The organism is Microbacterium sp. ARD31, from assembly GCF_031844425.1.
Map to the genome: position 1 here is coordinate 1 of NZ_JAUZVE010000046.1, position 21,121 is coordinate 21,121.

Genomic DNA, 21,121 nt, shown 5'->3' on the forward strand with positions numbered 1-21,121 from the left:
CGTGCGGGTCGCGCCGCAGGACCTCGACGGCCGCCGACGCCTCGGCGACCCGCTCGGTCTTCTGGCGGATCCGGACCGGCGAGACCTCATCGAGGCAGACGTACTGCCCGGAGAGGTAGTGGCCCCACTCCGCCTCACCGGTGGCGGGGTCGTCCGGCCAGAACGCCACGAACCAGTCGTGCAGGGCGTCCACGCCGCCGGCGACCTCGGCGAGCAGGCCGTGGTCGGCCGGCACCATCGGCGTGCCGTCGGAGAGGAGGTACGACGGCAGCGGCAGGCGGTCCTCGAGCATCAGCGCCATCGCCTCGGGCGTGGCCTCGACGAAGTGCTCGCGGACGTAGGCGTCGTCCGCCTCGGTCATCCGGTGGTCGCCGTTGACCGCGAGGTAGCGCAGGCGGACCTGGTCGATCAGCGTGTCATCTCCCACACGGTCAACCCTGCCATCAGGACGCAGACCGTCGCACCCACGTAGTGGAGCACCGACAGCCGCACCCGCTGGAGCAGCAGCCGGCCGACGATGACGGCGAGGCCGGAGACCGTGAGGAGGGCGCCCCAGGCGCCGAGGAACACCGACACCGGGTCGTCGTACTTGGCGACGAGCGAGATGGTCAGCAGCTGCGACAGGTCGCCCCACTCGGCGGCGAAGAGCACGACGAACGAGGTCGCGATGACCTTGAGGCCGTGGGCGGTGGCGTCGGCCCTGGCGGCGTACTCCTCCTCCTGCCCGGCCTCGTCCTCGTCGGCGGAGCGTGCCTCGCGGAAGAGGATGACCGCGCCGATGACGAACATCAGCGCCGCCACGGTGTGGATCAGCTGCTCGGGCAGGAACGACGCCGCCTTGCCGACGCCGACCGCCACGCCCGTCTGCACGAGGAAGGCCAGCCCGACGCCGATCCAGACGAAGAGCGGGCGCATCTTCGTCGACATGACGAGCGTGGCGATGAAGGTCTTGTCGGGCAGCTCGACGACGAAGATGGCGCCGAAGGCCAGGGCCACGACCAGCAGATCGATCACCGGGCGAGTGTGTCCTACTCGGCGCGGAAGGCGTCGGCCGGGTAGACGCCGAGCACCTTCACCTCGGTGGTGAAGAACGCCAGCTCCTCGAGCGCGTTGCGGACCGGTACGTCGTCGGGGTGCCCGTCGACCTCGGCGAGGAACTGGGTCGCGGTGAAGTGCCCGTCGACCATGTAGCTCTCCAGCTTGGTCATGTTCACGCCGTTGGTCGCGAAGCCGCCGAGGGCCTTGTAGAGGGCGGCCGGGAGGTTGCGCACGTTGAAGATGAAGGTCGTCACCACAGGGCCGTTGCCGGCGGGCGCCTGCTCGAAGTCACGGGAGAGCACCACGAAGCGGGTGGTGTTGTGGTCCTCGTCCTCGATCTCCTCGCGCAGCACCTGCAGGCCGTAGATCTCCGCGGCCAGCGGCGGCGCGATCGCGGCCTGGGTCGGGTCGCCGGACTCCGCCACCTCGCGCGCCGCTCCGGCGGTGTCGCCCGCCACGACGGGGGTGAGGCCGAGCTCGCGGATCACGCCGCGGCACTGGCCGAGCGCGTGCACGTGGCTGTGCACGGTGCGCAGTGACTCGATGCTCGCCTCCGGCAGCGCCATCAGGGAGAACTGGATGCGCAGGAAGCGCTCGCCGACGATGTGCAGGCTCGAGGTCGGGAGGAAGTGGTGGATGTCGGCCACCCGGCCGGCGATCGAGTTGTCGATCGGGATCATCGCGAGGTCGGCGTCGCCGTTCTCGACCGCCGCGAAGGCGTCCTCGAACGACGCGCAGGCCAGCGGCTCCCAGTCGGGGTAGGCCTGCTGGCAGACCAGGTGGGAGTTGGCCCCGGGCTCTCCCTGGTAGGCGATGCGGCGGGTCACGTCGGCGAGTGTGTCACCTCCGGCCGTGTCCGACCGTCCGTGACCAGTCGCCGAACATAGGGTCGGCGCATGCTCGATGTCGTCGCCGTCGCCCTCGCCGCCGTCGCGTGCGCCCTCGCTGCGCTCGCCCTCCGTCGTACGACGTCGCGGCCGACCGGTGACGGCGTCGACGCGCTGCCCGAGGACGTGCACGGCCTGCGCCAGGAGGTCGCGGCCCTCAAGGCCGAGAACGCCGACGCCCTCCGGCACCTCTCCGTGGTGCGCTACGACGCGTTCGGCGACGTGGGCGGCCACCTCAGCTGGAGCCTCGCCCTGCTCGACGACGCCGGCCACGGCGTGGTCCTGACCTCGATCCACGGTCGCAGCGAGGCCCGCACCTACGCCAAGTCGATCGCCTCCTGGTCCTGCGAGCAGCAGCTCTCGCCGGAGGAGGAGGAGGCGATCGAGCACGCCCGCCCCTAGGGCCGTCAGCGCGGCACGCGCACCAGCAGCCGCCCGTGGATGCACTCCATCCACAGCTCGCGGCCCTCGCCGATCGAGTCGCCGTCCAGCTGGCGAGGGGTGTCGGCCGAGGCCTTGATCCGCACGCGTGAGCCGGTGCGCCGGTCGAGCGTCTCGTCGACCACCGCGCTCTTGCGCAGCACGCGCATCGCCACGGTGATCCACGACAGGAACTGGCGCGGGTGGATGATCACCACGTCGAGCACCCCGTCGTCGAGGGTCGCGTCGGGCAGCAACGGCATGCCGGCCTGCAGGAAGCCGACGTTGCCGACCACGACGGTGCGGGCGCGGTGGACTGTGGGCTCCTGGTCGTCGATCTGGATCTCGACCTTCACCGCGGGGAACATCAGCGACTTGAGGCCGGACAGGATGTAGGCGACCCAGCCGATCTTCTTCTTGATGTCCTCGTTGACGCCCTCCATGATCGCGGCGTCGAAGCCCATCCCGGCCATCACCATGAAGTGGGTGTCCTCGATGTTGTCCCCGCCGACCTCGACCAGGTCGATGGCGCGGTCCTGGCCGTTGAGCGCGACGTCGATGGCGGAGCGGAGGTAGAGCGGGATGTCGAGGTTGCGGGCCAGCAGGTTGCCGGTGCCGGCCGGGATGATCCCGACCGGGATGCCGGTGCCGGCGAGCTCGGCGCAGACCTCGCGCACCGTGCCGTCGCCCCCGCACACCATGACCAGGTCGGCACCGGAGACCGCGGCCCGCTCGGCCATGCCGGTGCCCGGGTCCTCGACGGTGGTGTACTGCCAGGTCGGCTCGGACCAGCCGGACTCCTTGGCCATCGCGCCGACGATCGCGCGGAACTGCCCGACGTCCTCGACCTTGATCGGGTTGAGGATCACCGCGAGCTTGCGCTCCGAGGCGTAGACCTCCGGGAGCGGCTCGGCCTTGGCGGCGGTCGAGCGCGGGCGCGGGTCGATGAAGGCGAGCGCGAGCAGGAAGATGCCGATGCCGAGCAGCGAGCCCGCGATGACGTCGGTGGGGAAGTGCCGCCCGAGCAGGACCCGGTCCAGGCACACGACGAGCCACCAGCCGACGGCGAGCACCGTGCCGAGGCGACGGAGGCTGGCGCGGCGTACGAACAACACGAGCAGCATCACCAGCAAGCAGGCGTACGCCGCCGTCGACGACGCGTGCCCGGACGGGAAGCTGTACGAGTTGAGCAGCCCTAGGTCGCCCTGCCACTCGGGCCGGTCGCGACCCAGCCACACCTTGAGCCCCGAGGTCGCCAGCGAGGTCCCCAGCATCACCACGGCCGCCAGCAGCGCCGCCCACCGGTGGCGCCGGAGGAACAGCGCGACGACCAGGACGACGGAGAGGATCGTCATGCCGATGGTGTCGAAGGCGATCTCGATCGCGCGCAGCACGTCGATGACGAACGAGGAGTTGTCGGCCCAGTCCTCGAGCCGCCTGCCCTCGACGTCGAAGGTGTCGAGCGGGGCACGGTCGCCGGTCACCAGGTAGCCGAGGACGGCGAAGGTGGCGAGCGCGGCCACGGCCGAGACGAGGCTGCGGGTGCGGGAGGCGGGGGTCACCCGCGCAGTATGCCCAAACCGCATCGCAGCCCCCACGTCCGTGCGGATAGCCTTTCGTTGTGATCGATCCCCGCCTGCTCCGTGACGACCCCGACCGCGTGCGTGCCGCCCAGGCCAAGCGCGGGCTGTCCGACGACGTGGTGGACCGGGCGCTGGCGGCCGACTCCGCGCGCCGGCAGGCGATCGCCGACTTCGAGGCCAAGCGTGCCGAGCAGAAGGCCAGCGGCGCCCGCGTCGCGAAGGCGCAGGGCGAGGAGAAGCAGGCCCTGCTCGCGCAGGTCAAGGAGCTCGCCGCGGGCGTGAAGGAGGCCGAGGCCGCCCGCAACGCCGCCGAGGCGGAGTGGGACGACGCCATCAAGGCGATCCCCAACCCCGCCGCCGACGAGGCCCCGGCGGGCGGCGAGGACGACTTCGTCGTGCTGGAGCACGTCGGCACCCCGCGGGAGTTCGACTTCGAGCCCCGCGACCACATCGAGCTCGGCAAGATGCTCGGCGCGATCGACCTCGAGCGCGGCGCCAAGGTCAGCGGCTCGCGCTTCTACTTCCTCACCGGCATCGGCGCGCAGCTCGAGCTCGCGCTCGTCAACATGGCGATGGACCAGGCCCGCAACGCCGGCTTCACGCAGGTGATCGCCCCGTCGCTGGTCAAGCCGCGCGCCATGGAGGGCACCGGCTTCCTCGGCCAGGCCGCCGACGACGTCTACCGGATCGAGGGCGAGGACCTCTACCTCGTCGGCACCAGCGAGGTCGCGATGGCGGCCTACCACTCCGACGAGATCCTCGACGGCGCCACCCTCCCGCGCCGCTACGCCGCCTTCAGCCCGTGCTTCCGCAAGGAGGCCGGCAGCCACGGCAAGGACACCAAGGGCATCATCCGGGTGCACTGGTTCGACAAGGTGGAGATGTTCGTCTACACCACGGTCGAGGAGTCGTACGCCGAGCACGAGCGGCTGCTGGCGTGGGAGAAGGAGTTCCTCGACAAGCTCGAGCTCGCCTACCGCGTCATCGACGTGGCCGCCGGCGACCTCGGGCTCAGCGCGCAGCGCAAGTTCGACTGCGAGGCATGGATCCCGACGCAGGGCAAGTACCGCGAGCTCACCTCGACCTCCAACTGCACCGACTTCCAGTCGCGCCGCCTCGACATCCGCACCCGCGAGGACGGCCAGACCGTCCCCGTCGCCACCCTCAACGGCACCCTGACGGCCATCACCCGCGCCATCGTCGCCGTCCTGGAGACCCACCAGAACGAGGACGGCTCGGTCACGGTCCCGCAGGCGCTCCGCCCCTACCTGGGCGGGCTGGAAGTGATCAAGCCCCTTGGCTGACTGGACCCCCCAGGTCGTCGCGCTCGACATCGACGGCACCCTGCTCGCCTGGGTCGACGGGCAGACCGAGGACTACGAGACCATCACCCCGGCGGTGTACGACGCCGTGCACCGCGCGCTCGACGCGGGCGCGCACATCGTGCTGTCCAGCGGCCGCTCGCCGCACGGCATGACGCGGATCGCCGACCTGCTCGACGTGCCCCGCGAGGGCTCGGACCGGCTCTGGATCGTCGCCTCGAACGGCGCCGTGGTCTTCCGCTACCCGCCGATGGAGGTCGTCCACGAGGAGACCTTCGACGCGGCGCCCGCCGTCGCGGCCGTGCTGGAGCACCACCCGAAGGCGCTCGTGGCGGTGGAGGAGCGCGAGGTCGGCGGCTACCGCGTCAACCGCGTGTTCCCCGAGGGCGAGATCTCCGGCGAGCAGATCATCACCGAGGTCGACGACATCGTCGGCGAGCCGGTCAGCCGCGTCATCATCCGCGACCCCGAGGCCACCGCCGAGGACTTCGTGGAGCTCGGCGCGCGCCTCGGCCTGCACGGCACCGACTACGTCGTCGGCTGGACGGCGTGGCTCGACCTGTCGCCGGTCGGCGTCTCGAAGGCGTCCGGGCTGGCCCATGTCTGCGAGGCGCTCGGTCTCGACGCCAGCCACGTGCTCGCCATCGGCGACGGGCGCAACGACATCGAGATGCTCCGCTGGGCCGGTCGAGGCGTCGCGATGGGCCAGGCCGTCGACGAGGTCAAGGCAGCGGCCGACGACGTCACCGCCCCCGTCCACGAGGACGGCGCGGCCGTCGAGATCTCCCGCTGGTTCCCGCCCGCCGGTGACTGACGTGGCGCCCGACTCCTTCACCTTCACCGCCCCCCTGTGGCGCTGGACGGCGCGCAAGGAGTCGGCCGACACCGGCGCGTGGAGCTTCGTCACGCTCCCCGTCGACGTGGCCGACGAGGTCCGCGACCGCTCCGGGGAGCCCCGCGGCTTCGGCTCGGTGCGGGTGCGCGTCGAGGCCGCCGGCCGGACCTGGGACACCAGCGTCTTCCCCGACGCCTCGTCGGGCAGCTTCGTGCTGCCCGTCAAGAAGGCGATCAGGGCCGCGGCCGGCGTCGAGGAGGGCGACGACCTCACCGTGACCCTGTCGCTGCGGGACCACCCGTGACCGCGCCGCGCCTGGTCGCCACCGACCTCGACGGCACGCTGCTCGACTCCGGGGGCCGGGTGTCGGCGCGCACCCGCGCGGTGCTCGACGAGCTCGACGCCGGCGGCGTGCCCGTCGTGTTCACCACCGGCCGTCCGGTCCGCTGGATGGAGGAGCTGTGGGACGCCGTGGGCGGCCACGGGCTGGCGATCTGCAGCAACGGCGCGATCGTGTACGACGTCGCGCGTCGCGAGGTGCGTGAGCACCGGCCGGTGACGCGGGAGGTCGGGCTCGCCCTGGCCGAGGCCGTGCGCGCGGCGGTCCCCGGCACGACCTTCGCCATCGAGCACACCGAGGGCTGGGCGAGCGAGACCGCCTTCCCGAAGCACCCCGACGACCTCACCGAGCGCACCCAGGGTGCCTGGGAGGACATCTTCCGCGACGACGTGGTGAAGGTCCTCGCGCTGCACCGTGACCTCGACCCCGAGGACTTCTGGGCCCGGGTGGCGGACGTCGTCGGCGACAGTGCCGTGACCACCTGGTCGTCCTCCTTCGCCCTCGTGGAGATCAGCGCGGCCGGCGTGACGAAGGCCTCCACGCTCGAGACGCTGGCGGCGGAGATGGGATTCGGCGCGGCGGACGTCGTGGCCTTCGGTGACATGCCCAACGACCTGCCGATGCTGGAGTGGGCCGGGACGTCGTACGCCATGGCCAACGCGCACCCGTCCGTGCGCGACCTGGCCGACCACCTGGCGCCCAGCAACGACGACGACGGGGTGGCGACCGTGCTGGCCGACCTCTTCGGCCTGTCTCGCTAGGCTGCCCGCCATGACCCGCACCGCCCGACTCGCCGCTGCCCTGCTGCTCGCGTGCCTGGGACTCGTGGTCACGGTCAGCGCCCCGGCGTCCGCGGAGTGCACGTGCAAGCAGGGCCAGCTGGCTCAGCAGGTCAAGCGGGCCGACGTCGTCTTCCTCGGAACCGTCGACGCGGTCGCCACCGAGGGCCAGGACCACACCTACTCGATCACCGCCTCGCGCGCCTACCAGGGCGAGCCCGAGCGCTCGACCATGGTCGAGTCGGCCGGCGGCCGCAACGCCTGCGGGCTGGGTGCGCTCGGCGTCGGCACGACGTACGTCTTCCTCGCGACCGGTGCCGCGGCGCCCTACCAGGCCGACAGCTGCGGAGGCACCAGCGTCGCCAACCCGACCAAGGTGCAGAAGATCGAGGACCTCCTCGGGGAGGGCACCTCGGTCGAGCCGCCCCCGCCGCCGGAGGCCGTCTACACCCGGGTCGAGGACTCGCCGCCGCGCGGCTTCGCGCGGGTGGCCGCGCCCGGCGCCGCCGCGGCGATCATCGGCCTGCTCGGCCTCGTGCTCGTACGCCGCCTCGGTCGGCGCTGACGACCTAGAGGTACATCCCGCCGCTGGTGCCCTGCCCGTCGTCGGACCCACCGGGACGACCCTGCTGCATGCCCGGCGCGCCCATCTGCGGGTGCGGGGCGTGCTGGCCACCGGCCGGCAACGCTCGTCGGATCTGCTCGAGCTGGGCGCGCGAGGCGACCTGCTGGGCGTAGATCGCGGTCTGGATGCCGTGGAAGAGGCCCTCCAGCCAGCCCACCAGCTGGGCCTGCGCGATGCGCAGCTCGCCCTCGGACGGCGTGCCGTCCTCGGTGAACGGAAGCGAGAGCCGCTCGAGCTCCTCGACCAGCTCCGGGGCCAGGCCCGTCTCGAGCTCCTTGATGGAGGCGGCGTGGATCTCCTTGAGCCGCTGGCGGCTGGCCTCGTCGAGCGGGGCCGCCTTCACCTCCTCGAGCAGCTGGCGGATCATGCTGCCGATCCGCATCACCTTCGCGGGCTGCTCGACGAGCTCGGTGATGTGCCGCTCGCCGTCGCCGTCCTCGTCGGTGTCGCTGACCTGCGACATCGGGGGAAGGGCGCTGGCGGGGATGGTGCCGATCGGCTGGCCGTCCGGTCCGACGACGACGACCTGGTCCTCCGCGCCGTCGGCGGGGGTGGCGGTCTGGTCGGACTGCTGCTGCTCGGTCATGCCCGCAACCCTATGACCCGGCCGGTCGCTGGTCAGAGGGTGAGGACGATCTTGCCGGAGTGAGCGCCGTCCTCCATCAGCTGGTGCGCGGTGGCGACCTCCTCGAGCGGCATCGTGCTCTCCACGATGGGCCGGATGGCGCCCGACGCCACGAGCGGCCAGACGTTCTCGACGACGCCGCAGCAGATCGCCGCCTTCTCCGACAGCGGCCGGGCCCGCAGCGAGGTGGCCGTGACGGAGGCGCGCTTGCGCAGGAGGGCGTTGATGTCGAGCTCGCCCTTGGTCCCGCCCTGCATGCCGATGATCACCAGCCGCCCCCCGGTCGCGAGCGCGTCGACGTTGCGGCCGAGGTAGCTGGCGCCCATGTTGTCGAGGATGACGTCGGCGCCGCCGGCCTCCTTGAGGATCGAGACGAAGTCCTCGTCGCGGTAGCTGATCGCGCGCGAGGCACCCAGGGAGCGGCACAGCTCGAGCTTCTCCGCCGACCCGCCGGTGGCGTAGACCTCGGCGCCCCGCGCCGCGGCGAGCTGGATCGCCATCGTGCCGATGCCGCCGGCACCGCCGTGCACGAGGAACCGCTCGCCCTTCGCGAGGTGGGCGGTCATGAAGACGTTGGACCACACGGTCGCCGCGACCTCGGGGAGGGCGGCCGCCTCGAGGAGGGAGACGCCGGCCGGGACCGGCATGACCTGGCCGGCCGGCACCGCCACGCGCTCGGCGTACCCGCCGCCGGCGAGGAGGGCGCAGACCTCGTCGCCCACCGACCAGCCCTCGACGCCCTCGCCGAGGGCGGCGATCCGGCCGCTGCACTCGAGCCCGATCGTGTCGGGCGCGCCGGGCGGCGGCGGGTAGAAGCCCTGTCGCTGGAGGGTGTCGGCGCGGTTGACCGCGGTCGCGACCACGTCGAGGAGGACCTCGCCCGCCGCGGGCGTCGGCTCGTCGACCTCGCCGACCGACAGGACGTCGGGACCTCCGGTCCCGGAGGTGACCGCTGCGCGCACCCCGTCAGTCCTCGTACTCGTCGTCGGTGTGGTCGACGGAGGAGTCGTCGGGCACGTCGTCGTCGACGTCGTCGGGGTCGGGCGCGTCGGCCGGGCGGTCCCAGCTCTCGGCGAGCTGCTGGGCGCGGGCGGCGAGCCGCTCCACCTCGTCGGGGCCGGCGTCACCCGCACCCGCCGCGAGGCCGAGGAGGTACGCCGTGACGGGCGCGGCCTTCTTCTCCACGCTGCGTGCGGCCGTGCGGGCCAGGTCGAGGACCAGCGCCTCGTCGACCTCGGCCTCCACGTCGAGCACGTCGGCGAGCTCGTCGATCCAGTCGTGAAGGTTCACCGCCCCAATGTCTCGCACCCGACCCGCGCGCGGCAAGGGAACCGGGCGGGACCGGGCCGGTCCGGGCGCGGTCAGGTGTCCCGGGCGTCGGAAGCGAGGTCGCGCAGGTCCGACCACGTGTCCACGTCGACCGCCTCCTCGCCCACGGCGGGCACCTCGGCGAGGTCGAGCGGTGCCAGCAGCCGGTGCAGCGGCATGCCGTGCTGACCCTCGAGGTCGGGCCGCACCCGGGAGAGCCGCTCGGCGTCGAGGACGCCGGCGAGCTGGCGCCGGCCGTCCGGGCCGACGAGGAAGGCGCCGTCGCGGCCCTCGCTGGCCGCGCGCAGCCGCCGCATCGTGTACGCCGTCGTGCGCGGCATGTCGACCGCGAGCACGCCGACCAGGCGGGGTCGCCGCAGCAGCGCGCCGACGCCGGTCAGCAGCGCGGCGACCGGCCCGCCCCGCGGCGGGTCCTCGCACACGAACGTCACCGGTCGCGTCGTCGGGACCGCAGCGGGGGCCACCACGACGACCTCGTCGGCGTCCAGGAAGGCGTCGATCGCGATCTCGAGGAGGGTCCGCCCGGCGAGCTCGACGCTGCCCTTGTCGACGCCGCCCATCCGCGCGGCGGTGCCGCCGGCCAGCACGACGCCGCTGAAGCCGGCCGCGGTGAGGTCGAGGTCCACGCGCCCATCGTCGCAGTCGCGGGGTTTCGTGGCTCGCTGCGTGGTTCCTGAGTGTCCGCGAGGGACGAGCGGATGTATCGAAGGGCTCGCACCTCAACCACCGGGAAGCGGCGGCCTACGCTTGTCATATGAGCGACCGGCTGCGCGTGCGCGTCCACCAGTGGGCGAGCGGGCTCGACCCCGCGGACAACCGGGCGCGGCTGGCGGCCGGCGTCGCGCCGGGCGCCGATTTGGTGGTCCTCCCGGAGGCCTTCGCCCGCGACTTCGGCCAGGCCGGCTCGGACGTCAGCGCCTTCGCCGAGCCCCTCGACGGGCCGTTCGCCCAGGAGGTCGCGCGGGCGGCCGCGGCGGCCTCGACGACGGTCGTCGCCGGCATGTTCGAGGTGGCCGAGGACCCGCAGCGGCCCTACAACACGCTCGTGGTCGGCGGCGCGACCACCGCCTCCTACCGCAAGATCCACCTCTACGACTCCTTCGGCTACCGCGAGTCCGATCGGCTGACCGGGGGCGCGACCGAGCCGGTCGTGGTGGAGGTCGCGGGCTGGCAGGTCGGCCTGATGACCTGCTACGACCTGCGCTTCCCCGAGCTGGGCCGCCGGCTGGTCGACGCGGGCGCCGAGGTGGTCGTCGTACCTGCGGCGTGGCTGCCCGGCGAGCGCAAGGTCGAGCACTGGCGCACCCTCCTGGCCGCGCGGGCGATCGAGAACACCTGCTTCGTCGTCGGCGCGGGCCAGCCAGAGCCGCGCTACGTCGGCCACTCGGCGGTGTTCGGGCCACTGGGCCAGGAGCTCGCCGCCGCAGGCGGTGACGAGGCGGTCCTCGACGTCACGCTCGAGCGGGCGGACCTCGACGAGGCGCGCCGTACCAACCCGTCCCTGGCCAACCGCCGGCTGTAACCTCGTCCGACGTGTCTTCCCCCACCTCCGACCGTGCGCGCGGGTCGTCCCGCGGCAAGCGGGCGGCCGAGCGGCCCCCGTCGCGCCTGCGCCGCGCCCGGAAGGTGGAGCCGCGACCGTCGACCGGGCCCGCCGCGGCGTCCCCGGCGGAGCCCACGGCAGGGTCCACGGCCGCCCCGGCCGGGCGGGTCGCGGACACCACCCCGCGCCCCGCGGGGCCGTCCACGAAGGTCGTCGCCCTCTGGCTGGCGCTCCTCGCGCTGGGCGCCGTCGCACTCGTCTGGGCCGCCGTCGACGGCGCGCTGACCCGCGGCAACGGCCTCAGCGAGCTCTTCCCCGTCCCCGACTGGCTCGACGGCGCCGGCGCCGTGGCCGTGGCGACCGCGCTGTCCTGGCTCCTGGCCACGCGCACGGCCGGCAGGCCGTTGGTCTCGGCCGGCCTCGCCCTCGTCCTCGGAGTCGCCAGCGTGCTCGTCGGGGGCCGGATCCTGCCCACGGGCGCGGCGGTGATGACGTGCGTCGTCGGCAGCGTGTACGCCGTCATGGTGACCGTCCCCGCGGTCACCTGGTGGAAGGCGGTCCGGGAGGTGCTCGTCGCCACCCTCGTCGCTGCCGTGACGTCGCTGGCCGCACTGGGCTTCGAGCCGACCGTGGCCACCGAGCGCTTCGACCTCGCAGCCCTCGTGCTGGCCCTCGGCCTGGCGTTCACCATCGTCTACCGCCTCGGCGCCGGCCTGCACGGCCTCGGGCGGCGCGGCATGATCACCGTCGCGATCGGCCTGGTCCTGCTGCTCGCCACGCTGGCGTACGCCGAGCTGCTGCGTCGCTACGGCGCCCAGACCTTCGTGTCCTCGGTCCTCGACTTCGTCGACGCCACGTCCGAGCGGATCGGTGCGTTCCCGCGGCCGCTGGTCGTGCTGCTCGGCATCCCGGCGCTGGTGTGGGGCACCCACGTGCGCGCCCGCCGCCGCCAGGGGTGGTGGGTGTGCGCGTTCGGCGTCGCGGCGACCGTGCCGCTGGCGACGGGACTGGTGGCGCCCGACAGCTCCTACCTCGAGGCGGTCCTGCGGGCGGCGTACTCGCTGGTGCTCGGCCTGCTGGTCGGCTACCTCCTCATCCGGGCCGACCTCGCGCTCACCGGCCCCAAGGGCCGGCGCGGGCGCCGGGCGGAGGAGGCGGGCCCCCACCGGCCCGAGCCGAGCCGGTTCGCCGAGCTCTGAGGGCGCCCGGCCCCGCTGATCGGTGGCTACGCCCGGGTAACCGCTAGCGTCGATCGCATGGCCCGCACCAAACCGCTCGAGATCGTGTCCGAGCTGGTCGCCAACGTCCTCACCATCGAGGTCGCCGAGGGCGACCGCGTGGAGGCCGGCGACACCGTCGTGCTGCTCGAGTCGATGAAGATGGAGATCCCGATGCTGGCCGAGCGCGCCGGCACGGTGAGCGCCGTCAAGGTCACCGTCGGCGACGTCGTGCAGGACGGTGACGTGCTCGTCGTCCTCGACTGAGGCGGCCACCGACCCCTCGCTAGGGTCGGAGGAATGGAATTCCGATACCTCGGCAACAGCGGGCTCAAGATCTCCGAGATCACCTACGGCAACTGGCTCACCCACGGCTCCCAGGTCGAGAACGACGTCGCCACCCAGTGCGTGCGCGCCGCGCTCGACGCCGGCATCTCGACCTTCGACACCGCGGACGTCTACGCCAACACGGCCGCGGAGACCGTGCTCGGTGAGGCGCTGAAGGGCGAGCGCCGCGAGTCGCTGGAGATCTTCACCAAGGTCTACTGGCCGACCGGCCCCAAGGGCAAGAACGACACCGGGCTCTCGCGCAAGCACATCATGGAGTCGATCAACGGCTCCCTGCAGCGGCTGCAGACCGACTACGTCGACCTCTACCAGGCCCACCGCTACGACGTGGAGACCCCGCTCGAGGAGACGATGCAGGCGTTCGCCGACATCGTGCGGCAGGGCAAGGCGCTCTACATCGGCGTCAGCGAGTGGACCGCCGACCAGATCCGCGCGGGCGTGGAGCTGTCGAAGGAGCTCGGCTTCCAGCTGATCTCCAGCCAGCCGCAGTACTCCATGCTCTGGCGCGTCATCGAGGACGAGGTCGTCCCGGCGTCTCGCGAGCTGGGGGTGTCGCAGATCGTGTGGAGCCCGATCGCGCAGGGCGTGCTCACCGGCAAGTACAAGCCGGGCGCCGAGCCGCCGGCCGGCTCCCGCGCCACCGACACCAAGGGTGGCGCCGACATGATCTCGCGCTGGATGAAGGACGACGTCCTCACCGCCGTCCAGGACCTCGAGCCGATCGCGGCCGACTGCGGCCTGACCATGGCCCAGCTGGCCGTCGCGTGGGTCCTGCAGAACGACAACGTGGCCGCCGCTCTCGTCGGCGCCTCCCGCCCCGAGCAGGTCGCCGACAACGTGAAGGCCGCCGGTGTGAAGCTCGACGCCGACGTCATGAAGCGCATCGACGACGCCATCGGCTCGGTCGTCATCCGCGACCCGAGGCTCACCCAGGTCCCCGAGGGCCGCGTGGCCTGAGCCCTGTGCGCACGTGCGGCGGATGTGGCCCTCAGATCGTCGATTCGAGGGCCACAACCGCCGCACGTGTGGGATCAGTGGGCGACCGTCCCGGCCCGTGCCTGCTCGGCCCAGGTCGCGCCGGCCTCCAGCGTCTGCCGTACGTCGCCCGCGCGGACGTCGTACGTCGTCCAGGTGTGCGGGGCGGGCACCGACGTGACCTCGCGGAGCCGCTGGTCGAAGGCGACGTGGGTGTCGGGTGACGGCACCTCGGACACGCCGCGCCGGCCGGCGATCCGGCGGCGTACCGTCTCCGCGTCGCTGAGCAGCGCGAGGAAGTGGACGACCTCGTCCTCCACGGCGGTGAGCACCTGGTCGGGCAGGCAGATGCACGGCACGACCGGCACCACGCCGTTGCGCCGGACCTCGCGGCACACCGCGAGGGCGTGGCGCCAGAAGCCGACGTAGTCCCGGCGACCGTGCGCCGTCGCGGCCGCCCCGCGTCCGAGGACGTCCCCGTCGATCACCACCAGCCCACTGCGGCCGCGGAGGTGGTCACCGACCGTCGACTTCCCGGTCGCCGCGGCACCCGTGACGACCAGCACCGACCGCGGCTCGCTCACCCCGCGACCCTAGCCCGCCGCACGTGTGCTCAGCCGCTCGCCGGGCGGGTGACCCGGTAGCGCACGAACGCCGGGACCGCGAGGGCGGCGAGGACGGTGAGGACCACGACCAGCACGCCACCGCCGGCGGCGGCGACGGCCGCTCCGGTCGCTGCCGCGGTGGCGCCGTGCGCCACGTCGGCCACCCGGGGCCCGCCGGCCACCACGACGATGAAGATGCCCTGCAGGCGACCGCGGACCGCGTCGTCGGCCGCGGCCTGCAGCATCGACATCCGGAAGGCGGCCGAGGCCATGTCGGCGGCACCACCGATCGCGAGCATCAGCACGGCCACGCCGAGCATCACAGCGGGGGCGTACGACGCCAGCATCGCGGCGACACCGAAGCCGGTCATCGCCAGCCCCCAGACCACGATCGCGACCACGACCGCGAGTCCCTGCCGCTCGACCCGGGACACCCACCCCGAGACCACGCCGCCGACGACGGCGCCGAGCGGGATGGCGGCGAAGAGCAGCGCGAACGCCAGCCCGCCCTCGCTGGGCCCGCCGAAGTCCAGGTGCGCCATCTCGGGGAACAGCGCCCGCGGCATGCCGAAGACCATCGCGATGAGGTCGACGACGAACGACATCATCAGCACCGGCTGGGTGCGCAGGTAGCGGAAGCCGTCGAGGACCGCCCGCAGTCCGGGCGTCATGGTGGCCCCGACCACGGGCAGGGCCGGCAGCCCGACGACCGCGAAGAGGGTCGCGAACAGGGTGACGGTGTCGGCGAGGTAGAGCCACTGGAAGCCGATGAGCGGGATCAGCGCACCGCCGACCAACGGGCCGGCGATGCCACCGGCCTGCATGACCGTCATGTTGAGCGAGTTGGCCGCCGGCAGCAGCTCGGCGGGCAGCAGGCGCGGCAGCAGGGCCGAGCGCGTGGGCTGGTTGACCGCGAAGAACGCCTGCTGCACCGAGAACAGCCCGAGCAGCAGCCACACGTCCTCGGCGCCGAGGGCCGCCTGCAGCCAGAAGCCGGCGCTGGTGAGGATGAGTCCCGCCGTGGTGATCATCAGCAGCGTGCGCCGGTCGAAGACATCCGCGAGCGCGCCGCCCCACAGGCCGAAGACCACGAGCGGCACCAGGCCGAAGACGCCGGTGAGGCCGACGTACGCCGACGAGCCGGTGATGGCGTAGATCTGCGCCGGCACCGCTACGACCGTCAGTTGGGCGCCGATGACCGTGACGATGTTGGCCAGCCAGAGGCGCTTGAAGTGCGGGTTGGCCAACGGGCGGGTGTCCGCCAGCAGTCGCCTCTCCACCACCGCAGGCTAGGTGACCGGTCGGTCGGCGAACGCAAGGGTCCCAAAGTCGAGTCCGATACTTGACTTAAAGCGGCCCACCCGCTTCGGTGCACCCATGTCGTCACCACCGTCCGCGCAGCGCGACGTCATCCCCCTGCGCGAGGCCACGCGGGCCTGGTTCGCGATCTCGCTGCAGACCTTCGGTGGTCCTGCGGGCCAGATCGCCGTCATGCAGCGCACCCTCGTGGACGAGAAGCGGTGGATCGGGCAGCAGCGGTTCCTGTTCGCGCTGTCCTACTGCACCCTGCTCCCCGGCCCCGAGGCGCAGCAGCTCGCGACGTACGTCGGGTGGTTGCTCAACGGCGTACGCGGTGCGCTCGTCGCCGGCACCCTCTTCGTCCTGCCCGGCGTGGTCGCGCTGCTCGCCCTGTCGGGCGTCTACGTCGCCTTCGGCGACACCACCGTCGTCGAGGCCCTGTTCCTCGGCATCGCGCCCGCGGTCATCGCGATCGTCGTGCAGGCGGTCGTCCGGGTGGGTCGCAAGGGGCTCGGGCACCCGGCGCTGGTCGCGGTCGCGGTGCTGTCGTTCGTGGCGCTGACGTTCTTCGGGGTGCCGTTCCCCGTCGTGGTGCTGGCCGCGGCCGCGATCGGCTGGGCGCTGAGCCGCGCGATCCCCACCCTGACGCGCCCGCCCGCGACGGCGGCGGCCGACGGACCACCGCCCCTGATCAGCGACGACGCGCTCCACGCCGAGCGACCCTCGGGCCGTCGGGCGGCGCTGACCCTCGCGATCGGGCTGACGGCCTGGGCCGCACCCGTGGCGGCCGCGGCGCTGCTCATGGGCCGGTCGAGCATCTTCGTCGACCAGGGGCTGTTCTTCTCCGGCGCTGCCGTGGTGACGTTCGGTGGCGCGTACGCCGTGCTCGCCTACGTCGCCCAGCAGGCCGTGGAGGTCCACCACTGGCTGCTGCCCGGCGAGATGGTGCGTGGGCTCGCGCTGGCCGAGACCACGCCCGGGCCGCTCATCATGGTCGTGCAGTTTGTCGCCTTCGTGGGCGCCTACCGCGCGCCCGGTGACCTCGACCCGTGGGTCGCCGCCGTGCTCGCCGCGCTGCTGACGACCTGGGTGACGTTCGTCCCGTGCTTCCTGGCCATCCTGCTCGGGGCGCCGTACGTCGAGCGCCTCCGCGGCAACCGCGACCTCGCCGCCGCGCTGGCCGGGATCACCGCTGCGGTCGTCGGCGTGATCGCGAGCCTCGCGGTGTTCTTCACGCTGCACACGCTCTTCGAGGACACGGGGCGCTGGACCACGGGCTGGCTGGACGTGGAGTACCCGCACCTGGTGTCGCTCGACTGGGCCGCCGCCTCGGTCGCGGCGCTCGGCTTCCTGCTCCTCATGTGGCGCGGCTGGTCGGTGCTGCGCACGCTCGGCGCCTGCGCCCTCGCCGGCATCGTCATCGGCCTGGCGCTCGCCGCCTGAGGGGCTCAGGCCTCGTCGGGGCGGAACAGCTCGCCCACCAGCCCCACCACGTCGGCGATCGAGTCGACGACGCGGGTCGGGCGGTAGGGGTAGTTCTCGACCTCGTGCAACGCGGTGGCCCCGGTGGCGACGAGGATCGTGCGCAGGCCGGCCTCGAGCCCGCTGATGATGTCGGTGTCCATCCGGTCGCCGATCATCACCGTCGTCTCGGAGTGGGCCTCGAGCCGGTTGAGGGCGCTGCGCATCATGAGCGGGTTGGGCTTGCCGATGAAGTACGGCTGGCGCCCCGTCGCGGTGCTGATCAGCGCCGCCACCGACCCGGTCGCCGGCAGCATCCCCGCGGCGCTCGGACCGTTGGGGTCGGGGTTGGTCGCGATGAAGCGGGCGCCCGCGCCGACGAGGCGGATCGCCCGCGTGATCGCCTCGAAGGAGTACGTCCGGGTCTCGCCGAGCACGACGTAGTCGGGGTCCTGGTCGGTCATCACGTAGCCCACGTCGTGGATCGCCTGGGTGAGCCCCGACTCGCCGACGACGTACGCCGATCCGCCCGGGCGCTGCTCGTCGAGGAACTGCGCGGTCGCCAGGGCGGAGGTCCAGATGCGGTCCTCCGGCACGTCGATGCCGCTGCTGCGCAGCAGCCGGACCCGCAGGTCGCGCGGGGTGAAGATCGAGTTGTTGGTGAGCACCAGGAACGGGATGTCGCGCTCGCGCAGGGCGGCGATGAACTCCTTGGCGCCCGGGATCGGGTCCTCCTCGCGCACGAGGACGCCGTCCATGTCGGTCAGCCAGGTGAGCACGGGTCGGCGATCGGTCACAGGGACATCATGACGGTCGTAGGCTCGCGGGCATGGACGAGGACACCCCGGCGACCCGCGCGCTGGCCGCGTCCGGGATCGAGCACACCGTGACCCGGCACGGCCGCGTCGGCTCGCTGGCCGAGGCGGCGGCCGCGCGCGGGGTGGACCCGTCGGCGATGGTGAAGACGATGGTCGTGCGTCGTGGTGAGGGCGACCACCTGCTGGTGCTCGTGCCGGGAGACCGCCAGATCTCGTGGCCCAAGGTGCGCGCGCTGCTCGGCGTCAACCGGATCTCCATGCCCGACGCGGAGGCGGCCCGCGCGGTGACCGGCTACGAGCGCGGCACGATCACGCCGTTCGGTGCCGAGGGCGGTCTGCCGGTCCTCGCTGACGAGCGCCTCGTCGGGCGGACCGTGTCCATCGGTGCGGGTGCGCACGGCGTCGCCGCCACGCTGGCGGCGGACGACGTGATCGCCCACTTCGACGCGCAGGTCGCGGACGTCACCGACCCGGCCTGAGCGTCGTACGGCCAGTGGTCGAAGATCACACCCGCCAGGGATTGGATCGTTCCAAGAAGTTCGGGACACTGGACGTACCGACGCACTTCCGACACCCATCAGAGGAGAGCGACATGCGTCTGATCGACGAGCTCGACGAGCTCCACGCCCACTACGCCCGCATGATCGAGGCCGCGATCGCCGCCGACGACATCGCCGCCGCCGAGGGTTATGCCCAGGCCTACGAGGACGAGGCCGTCCAGCTGATGGCCGAGCGCGAGGGCCTCACCCACCTGCTCCCGCTGCCCCGCTTCGGCACCCAGCCGAGCGCGCTGCGCGCCCGCGTGCGCCGCTTCGGCCGCCGCGCCGCCTGACCGGTCCGCGAACCCGAACCGCCCGAAATGGCGATCAGGCCGGCCCGCTGGGGCCGGCCTGATCGGCTGGCGGTGACGGAGGGATTTGAACCCTCGGTGGACTTGCGCCCACAAACGCTTTCGAGGCGTTCTCCTTAGGCCGCTCGGACACGTCACCGCGCCGAACGTTACCGGAGGGTGGGCGCGAGCCGAAAACCGGCGGCGTCCCGCGAATCCTCCGCTGGCCGTGGCGGGCGGGCGCGTACGGCGGTACCTTTCGGCGCACGCCTGTGCTCGCGCCGCGGCGCGTGCGGGAAGGAGGGTGCTGTGGCCGCCGTCCGACGTGCCCGGGACCTCGCCCGCGCCGCCCTGCCGAGGAGCGTGGGGGAGCGGCTGCCGGCCGCGCCGCCGCGCGAGGTCACCGAGCTGCTGCACGACAAGCGCTTCCAGCGCGCGGTCGCCGCGGCGGCCGAGGAGCAGGGCCGCCCGGAGGAGGAGGTCTGGGACGAGGTCAAGGGCTACCTCCACGAGATGGCCGCCGCCCACGACGACCGCGCCTCCCAGGGATGGGCCCGGATGGGCGAGTGGTTCCTCCGGGCGTACGACGTCCTGGTCGACGAGGACGACATGCAGCAGCTGCGGCGGGTCGACCGCGACCACAGCCTGGCGCTGGCGTTCAGCCACCGGTCCTACCTCGACGGCATGGTCATCCCCAACGCGCTGATGGCGCGGCGGTTCTCGCCGACCTACACCTTCGGCGGCGCCAACCTGAACCTCCCGGTGATCGGCTCCGTGGCCAGCCGGACCGGCCTGATCTTCATCCGCCGCTCGACCCAGGAGATCCCGGTCTACCGGCTGGCGCTGCGCTCCTACATCCGCCAGATGGTGGTCAACAAGCGCAACCTCGCGTGGTCGATCGAGGGCGGCCGCACCCGCACGGGCAAGCTCAGGCCGCCGGTCCACGGCATCCTGAAGTACCTGACCGACACGGTGGAGGGGGAGGACGCCCCCGACGTGCAGGTCGTGCCGATGGCGGTCGTCTACGACCAGCTCCACGAGGTCTCCCTGATGACCCAGGAGGCGCGCGGCGCCAGCAAGACGCCGGAGGACTGGCGCTGGCTGGTGCGCTTCGCGCGGCTCCAGCGCAACCGCCTCGGCCGCGCGTACCTCACCGTCGGCGAGCCGTTCTCCCTGCGCGAGCGGATGGCCGAGCTCGCAGCCGAGGGCGTCACCGGCCACCAGGCGGTGGAGCGGGTGGCGCTCGACATCTCCCACCGCCTCAACCGGGCCACACCGGTGACGGTGACGGCCATCGTGAGCCTCGCGCTGCTCGGCGCCGACCGGGCCATGACCATGGACGAGGTGCTCGAGACCGTCGAGCCGCTCGCCGCCTACATCGAGTCCCGGCGGTGGCCGGTGGCCGGGGCCGCCGACCTGCGCGACCGCGCGACGATCCGCCGGGCGCTGGCCGAGCTGGCCCGCAGCGGCGTCCTGACGGCGTACGACGGGGGGACCGAGCCGGTCTGGAAGATCGGCGACGACCAGCACCTGGTCGCCGCGTTCTACCGCAACACCGTCATCCACATCCTCGTCGAGCGCGCGATCGGCGAGCTCGCCCTGCTGACCGTCAGCGAGCTGGAGCCGGGAGCCGAGCTGCCGCCGGGCGGCGAGCTCCAGGTCGGCTGGGAGGAGGCGAAGCGGATGCGCGACCTCCTCAAGTTCGAGTTCTTCTTCCCCGGCCGCGCCGGCTTCGAGGACGACCTGCGCACGGAGCTGAAGCTGCTCGTCGGTGAGGACGTCGGGCAGGACGGGGGCGGCATGACGCCCGCCCGGGCGCGCGAGCTGCTGGTGTCCGCCCGGCCCCACCTCTCCCACCTGGTCCTGCGGCCGTTCCTCGAGGCCTACCTCGTGGTCGCCGACCGCCTCGCCGACCGCGGCGACAGCGCGGTCGACGAGGACGACCTGCTCGCCGACTCGCTCGCGGTCGGCCGGCAGTGGGCGCTGCAGCGCAAGGTCGCGAGCGAGGAGTCGGTGTCGCTGGAGCTGTTCCGCACGGCCCTCGCGCTCGCGCGCCACCGTGGCCTGCTCGAGGGCCACGAGGGCGTGGGCAGCGCCCGCGAGGCCTTCGCCGCCGAGCTCCGCGACTCCGTGCGCCAGGTCAACATCATCGGCGAGATCGCCGGTGAGCCCAGCCCGTCGGTGCCCGAGCCACGGCAGCGGCAGGAGAGCCGGTGAGCACCCCCCGACGCCACGGGGACCCC

Annotated in this window: 25 protein-coding genes and 1 tRNA gene; 14 read left to right on the top strand and 12 right to left on the bottom strand. The window is 72.8% G+C overall.

The window, feature by feature from the left end; all coding sequences use genetic code 11:
• From Q9S36_RS42415 to Q9S36_RS42425, 3 genes are all read right to left on the bottom strand, one after another.
• On the bottom strand, positions 1-427 hold a 427-nt coding region (locus tag Q9S36_RS42415; RefSeq protein ID WP_311290786.1), incomplete at its 3' end, for a DUF6058 family natural product biosynthesis protein.
• Complete coding sequence (locus Q9S36_RS42420; RefSeq protein WP_311290787.1) at positions 409-1,014, bottom strand: TMEM165/GDT1 family protein; 606 nt, start codon at positions 1,012-1,014, stop codon at positions 409-411. The genes Q9S36_RS42420 and Q9S36_RS42415, both read right to left, overlap by 19 nt.
• Before the next feature lie 14 nt (positions 1,015-1,028).
• Positions 1,029-1,865 carry a prephenate dehydratase gene (locus Q9S36_RS42425; protein ID WP_311290788.1) on the bottom strand — a complete coding sequence of 279 codons (837 nt, stop codon included), beginning with the start codon at positions 1,863-1,865 and terminating at the stop codon, positions 1,029-1,031.
• Between the two features lie 69 nt (positions 1,866-1,934).
• Between Q9S36_RS42425 and Q9S36_RS42430 the strand changes: the two genes are divergently transcribed.
• Entirely contained in the window at positions 1,935-2,327 is a 393-nt protein-coding gene (locus Q9S36_RS42430; RefSeq protein ID WP_311290789.1) for a DUF4446 family protein, read from the top strand.
• Positions 2,328-2,332: 5 nt separating this feature from the next.
• On the opposite strand, the gene Q9S36_RS42435 is transcribed toward Q9S36_RS42430, so the two are convergent.
• The gene (locus Q9S36_RS42435; RefSeq protein ID WP_311290790.1) at positions 2,333-3,907 is read right to left on the bottom strand and encodes a YegS/Rv2252/BmrU family lipid kinase; all 1,575 of its coding nucleotides are present in this window, start codon (positions 3,905-3,907) and stop codon (positions 2,333-2,335) included.
• A gap of 59 nt (positions 3,908-3,966) precedes the next feature.
• On the opposite strand from Q9S36_RS42435, the gene serS reads away from it, so the two are divergent.
• The 5 genes from serS to Q9S36_RS42460 are packed head-to-tail and all read left to right on the top strand — an operon-like array spanning position 3,967 to position 7,769.
• Positions 3,967-5,232, top strand: coding sequence for a serine--tRNA ligase (serS, locus tag Q9S36_RS42440; protein ID WP_311290791.1), 1,266 nt, complete (start codon positions 3,967-3,969; stop codon positions 5,230-5,232).
• Entirely contained in the window at positions 5,225-6,064 is an 840-nt protein-coding gene (locus Q9S36_RS42445) for an HAD family hydrolase (protein WP_311290792.1), read from the top strand. The genes serS and Q9S36_RS42445 overlap by 8 nt, the downstream gene beginning before the upstream one ends.
• Positions 6,057-6,389 carry a DUF1905 domain-containing protein gene (locus tag Q9S36_RS42450; RefSeq protein ID WP_311290793.1) on the top strand — a complete coding sequence of 111 codons (333 nt, stop codon included), beginning with the start codon at positions 6,057-6,059 and terminating at the stop codon, positions 6,387-6,389. Before Q9S36_RS42445 ends, Q9S36_RS42450 begins: the two co-directional genes overlap by 8 nt.
• A complete protein-coding gene (locus Q9S36_RS42455) occupies positions 6,386-7,186 on the top strand; it encodes an HAD family hydrolase (RefSeq protein WP_311290794.1) in 801 nt (266 codons plus the stop codon). Before Q9S36_RS42450 ends, Q9S36_RS42455 begins: the two co-directional genes overlap by 4 nt.
• Before the next feature lie 10 nt (positions 7,187-7,196).
• Complete coding sequence (locus tag Q9S36_RS42460; RefSeq protein ID WP_311290795.1) at positions 7,197-7,769, top strand: hypothetical protein; 573 nt, start codon at positions 7,197-7,199, stop codon at positions 7,767-7,769.
• A 4-nt stretch (positions 7,770-7,773) separates the two neighbouring features.
• Here Q9S36_RS42460 and Q9S36_RS42465 read toward each other — a convergent pair whose 3' ends face one another.
• The 4 genes from Q9S36_RS42465 to Q9S36_RS42480 form a co-directional block, all read right to left on the bottom strand.
• Complete coding sequence (locus Q9S36_RS42465) at positions 7,774-8,415, bottom strand: bacterial proteasome activator family protein (RefSeq protein ID WP_311290796.1); 642 nt, start codon at positions 8,413-8,415, stop codon at positions 7,774-7,776.
• A gap of 32 nt (positions 8,416-8,447) precedes the next feature.
• Positions 8,448-9,416, bottom strand: coding sequence for an NAD(P)H-quinone oxidoreductase (locus Q9S36_RS42470; protein WP_311290797.1), 969 nt, complete (start codon positions 9,414-9,416; stop codon positions 8,448-8,450).
• A 4-nt stretch (positions 9,417-9,420) separates the two neighbouring features.
• Entirely contained in the window at positions 9,421-9,744 is a 324-nt protein-coding gene (locus Q9S36_RS42475; RefSeq protein WP_311290798.1) for a DUF6457 domain-containing protein, read from the bottom strand.
• A 71-nt stretch (positions 9,745-9,815) separates the two neighbouring features.
• Entirely contained in the window at positions 9,816-10,409 is a 594-nt protein-coding gene (locus Q9S36_RS42480) for an NTP transferase domain-containing protein (RefSeq protein WP_311290799.1), read from the bottom strand.
• A gap of 128 nt (positions 10,410-10,537) precedes the next feature.
• Here Q9S36_RS42480 and Q9S36_RS42485 point away from each other — a divergent pair, with 128 nt between their 5' ends.
• Genes Q9S36_RS42485 through Q9S36_RS42500 form a run of 4 tightly spaced genes read left to right on the top strand, consistent with a single transcriptional unit; the run spans position 10,538 to position 13,848 of the window.
• Entirely contained in the window at positions 10,538-11,305 is a 768-nt protein-coding gene (locus tag Q9S36_RS42485; RefSeq protein WP_311290800.1) for a carbon-nitrogen hydrolase family protein, read from the top strand.
• A gap of 11 nt (positions 11,306-11,316) precedes the next feature.
• On the top strand, positions 11,317-12,525 hold the full coding sequence (locus Q9S36_RS42490) for a hypothetical protein (protein WP_311290801.1): 1,209 nt from the start codon (positions 11,317-11,319) through the stop codon (positions 12,523-12,525).
• Between the two features lie 57 nt (positions 12,526-12,582).
• The gene (locus tag Q9S36_RS42495) at positions 12,583-12,810 is read left to right on the top strand and encodes a biotin/lipoyl-binding carrier protein (RefSeq protein ID WP_311290802.1); all 228 of its coding nucleotides are present in this window, start codon (positions 12,583-12,585) and stop codon (positions 12,808-12,810) included.
• A 33-nt stretch (positions 12,811-12,843) separates the two neighbouring features.
• Entirely contained in the window at positions 12,844-13,848 is a 1,005-nt protein-coding gene (locus tag Q9S36_RS42500; RefSeq protein WP_311290803.1) for an aldo/keto reductase family protein, read from the top strand.
• 74 nt (positions 13,849-13,922) lie between these two features.
• Here Q9S36_RS42500 and Q9S36_RS42505 read toward each other — a convergent pair whose 3' ends face one another.
• Complete coding sequence (locus tag Q9S36_RS42505; protein ID WP_311290804.1) at positions 13,923-14,450, bottom strand: hypothetical protein; 528 nt, start codon at positions 14,448-14,450, stop codon at positions 13,923-13,925.
• A gap of 29 nt (positions 14,451-14,479) precedes the next feature.
• Positions 14,480-15,751, bottom strand: a complete 1,272-nt coding sequence (locus Q9S36_RS42510; protein ID WP_311290805.1) for an MFS transporter — start codon at positions 15,749-15,751, stop codon at positions 14,480-14,482.
• Positions 15,752-15,848: 97 nt separating this feature from the next.
• Here Q9S36_RS42510 and chrA point away from each other — a divergent pair, with 97 nt between their 5' ends.
• Positions 15,849-17,213 carry a chromate efflux transporter gene (chrA, locus tag Q9S36_RS42515; RefSeq protein WP_311290806.1) on the top strand — a complete coding sequence of 455 codons (1,365 nt, stop codon included), beginning with the start codon at positions 15,849-15,851 and terminating at the stop codon, positions 17,211-17,213.
• Positions 17,214-17,218: 5 nt separating this feature from the next.
• Here the strand turns inward: chrA and Q9S36_RS42520 are convergent, their stop codons facing one another.
• The gene (locus Q9S36_RS42520; protein ID WP_311290839.1) at positions 17,219-17,989 is read right to left on the bottom strand and encodes an HAD-IIA family hydrolase; all 771 of its coding nucleotides are present in this window, start codon (positions 17,987-17,989) and stop codon (positions 17,219-17,221) included.
• Between the two features lie 71 nt (positions 17,990-18,060).
• On the opposite strand from Q9S36_RS42520, the gene Q9S36_RS42525 reads away from it, so the two are divergent.
• Together Q9S36_RS42525 and Q9S36_RS42530 are read left to right on the top strand one after the other, a co-directional pair.
• Positions 18,061-18,528, top strand: a complete 468-nt coding sequence (locus Q9S36_RS42525; RefSeq protein WP_311290807.1) for a YbaK/EbsC family protein — start codon at positions 18,061-18,063, stop codon at positions 18,526-18,528.
• Between the two features lie 113 nt (positions 18,529-18,641).
• Positions 18,642-18,881, top strand: a complete 240-nt coding sequence (locus Q9S36_RS42530; RefSeq protein WP_311290808.1) for a hypothetical protein — start codon at positions 18,642-18,644, stop codon at positions 18,879-18,881.
• A gap of 67 nt (positions 18,882-18,948) precedes the next feature.
• Here Q9S36_RS42530 and Q9S36_RS42535 read toward each other — a convergent pair.
• Positions 18,949-19,038: transfer RNA gene (locus tag Q9S36_RS42535), tRNA-Ser, on the bottom strand.
• Positions 19,039-19,187: 149 nt separating this feature from the next.
• Here Q9S36_RS42535 and Q9S36_RS42540 point away from each other — a divergent pair.
• Entirely contained in the window at positions 19,188-21,095 is a 1,908-nt protein-coding gene (locus Q9S36_RS42540) for a lysophospholipid acyltransferase (protein WP_311290809.1), read from the top strand.
• The last annotated feature ends 26 nt before the right edge of the window (positions 21,096-21,121 follow it).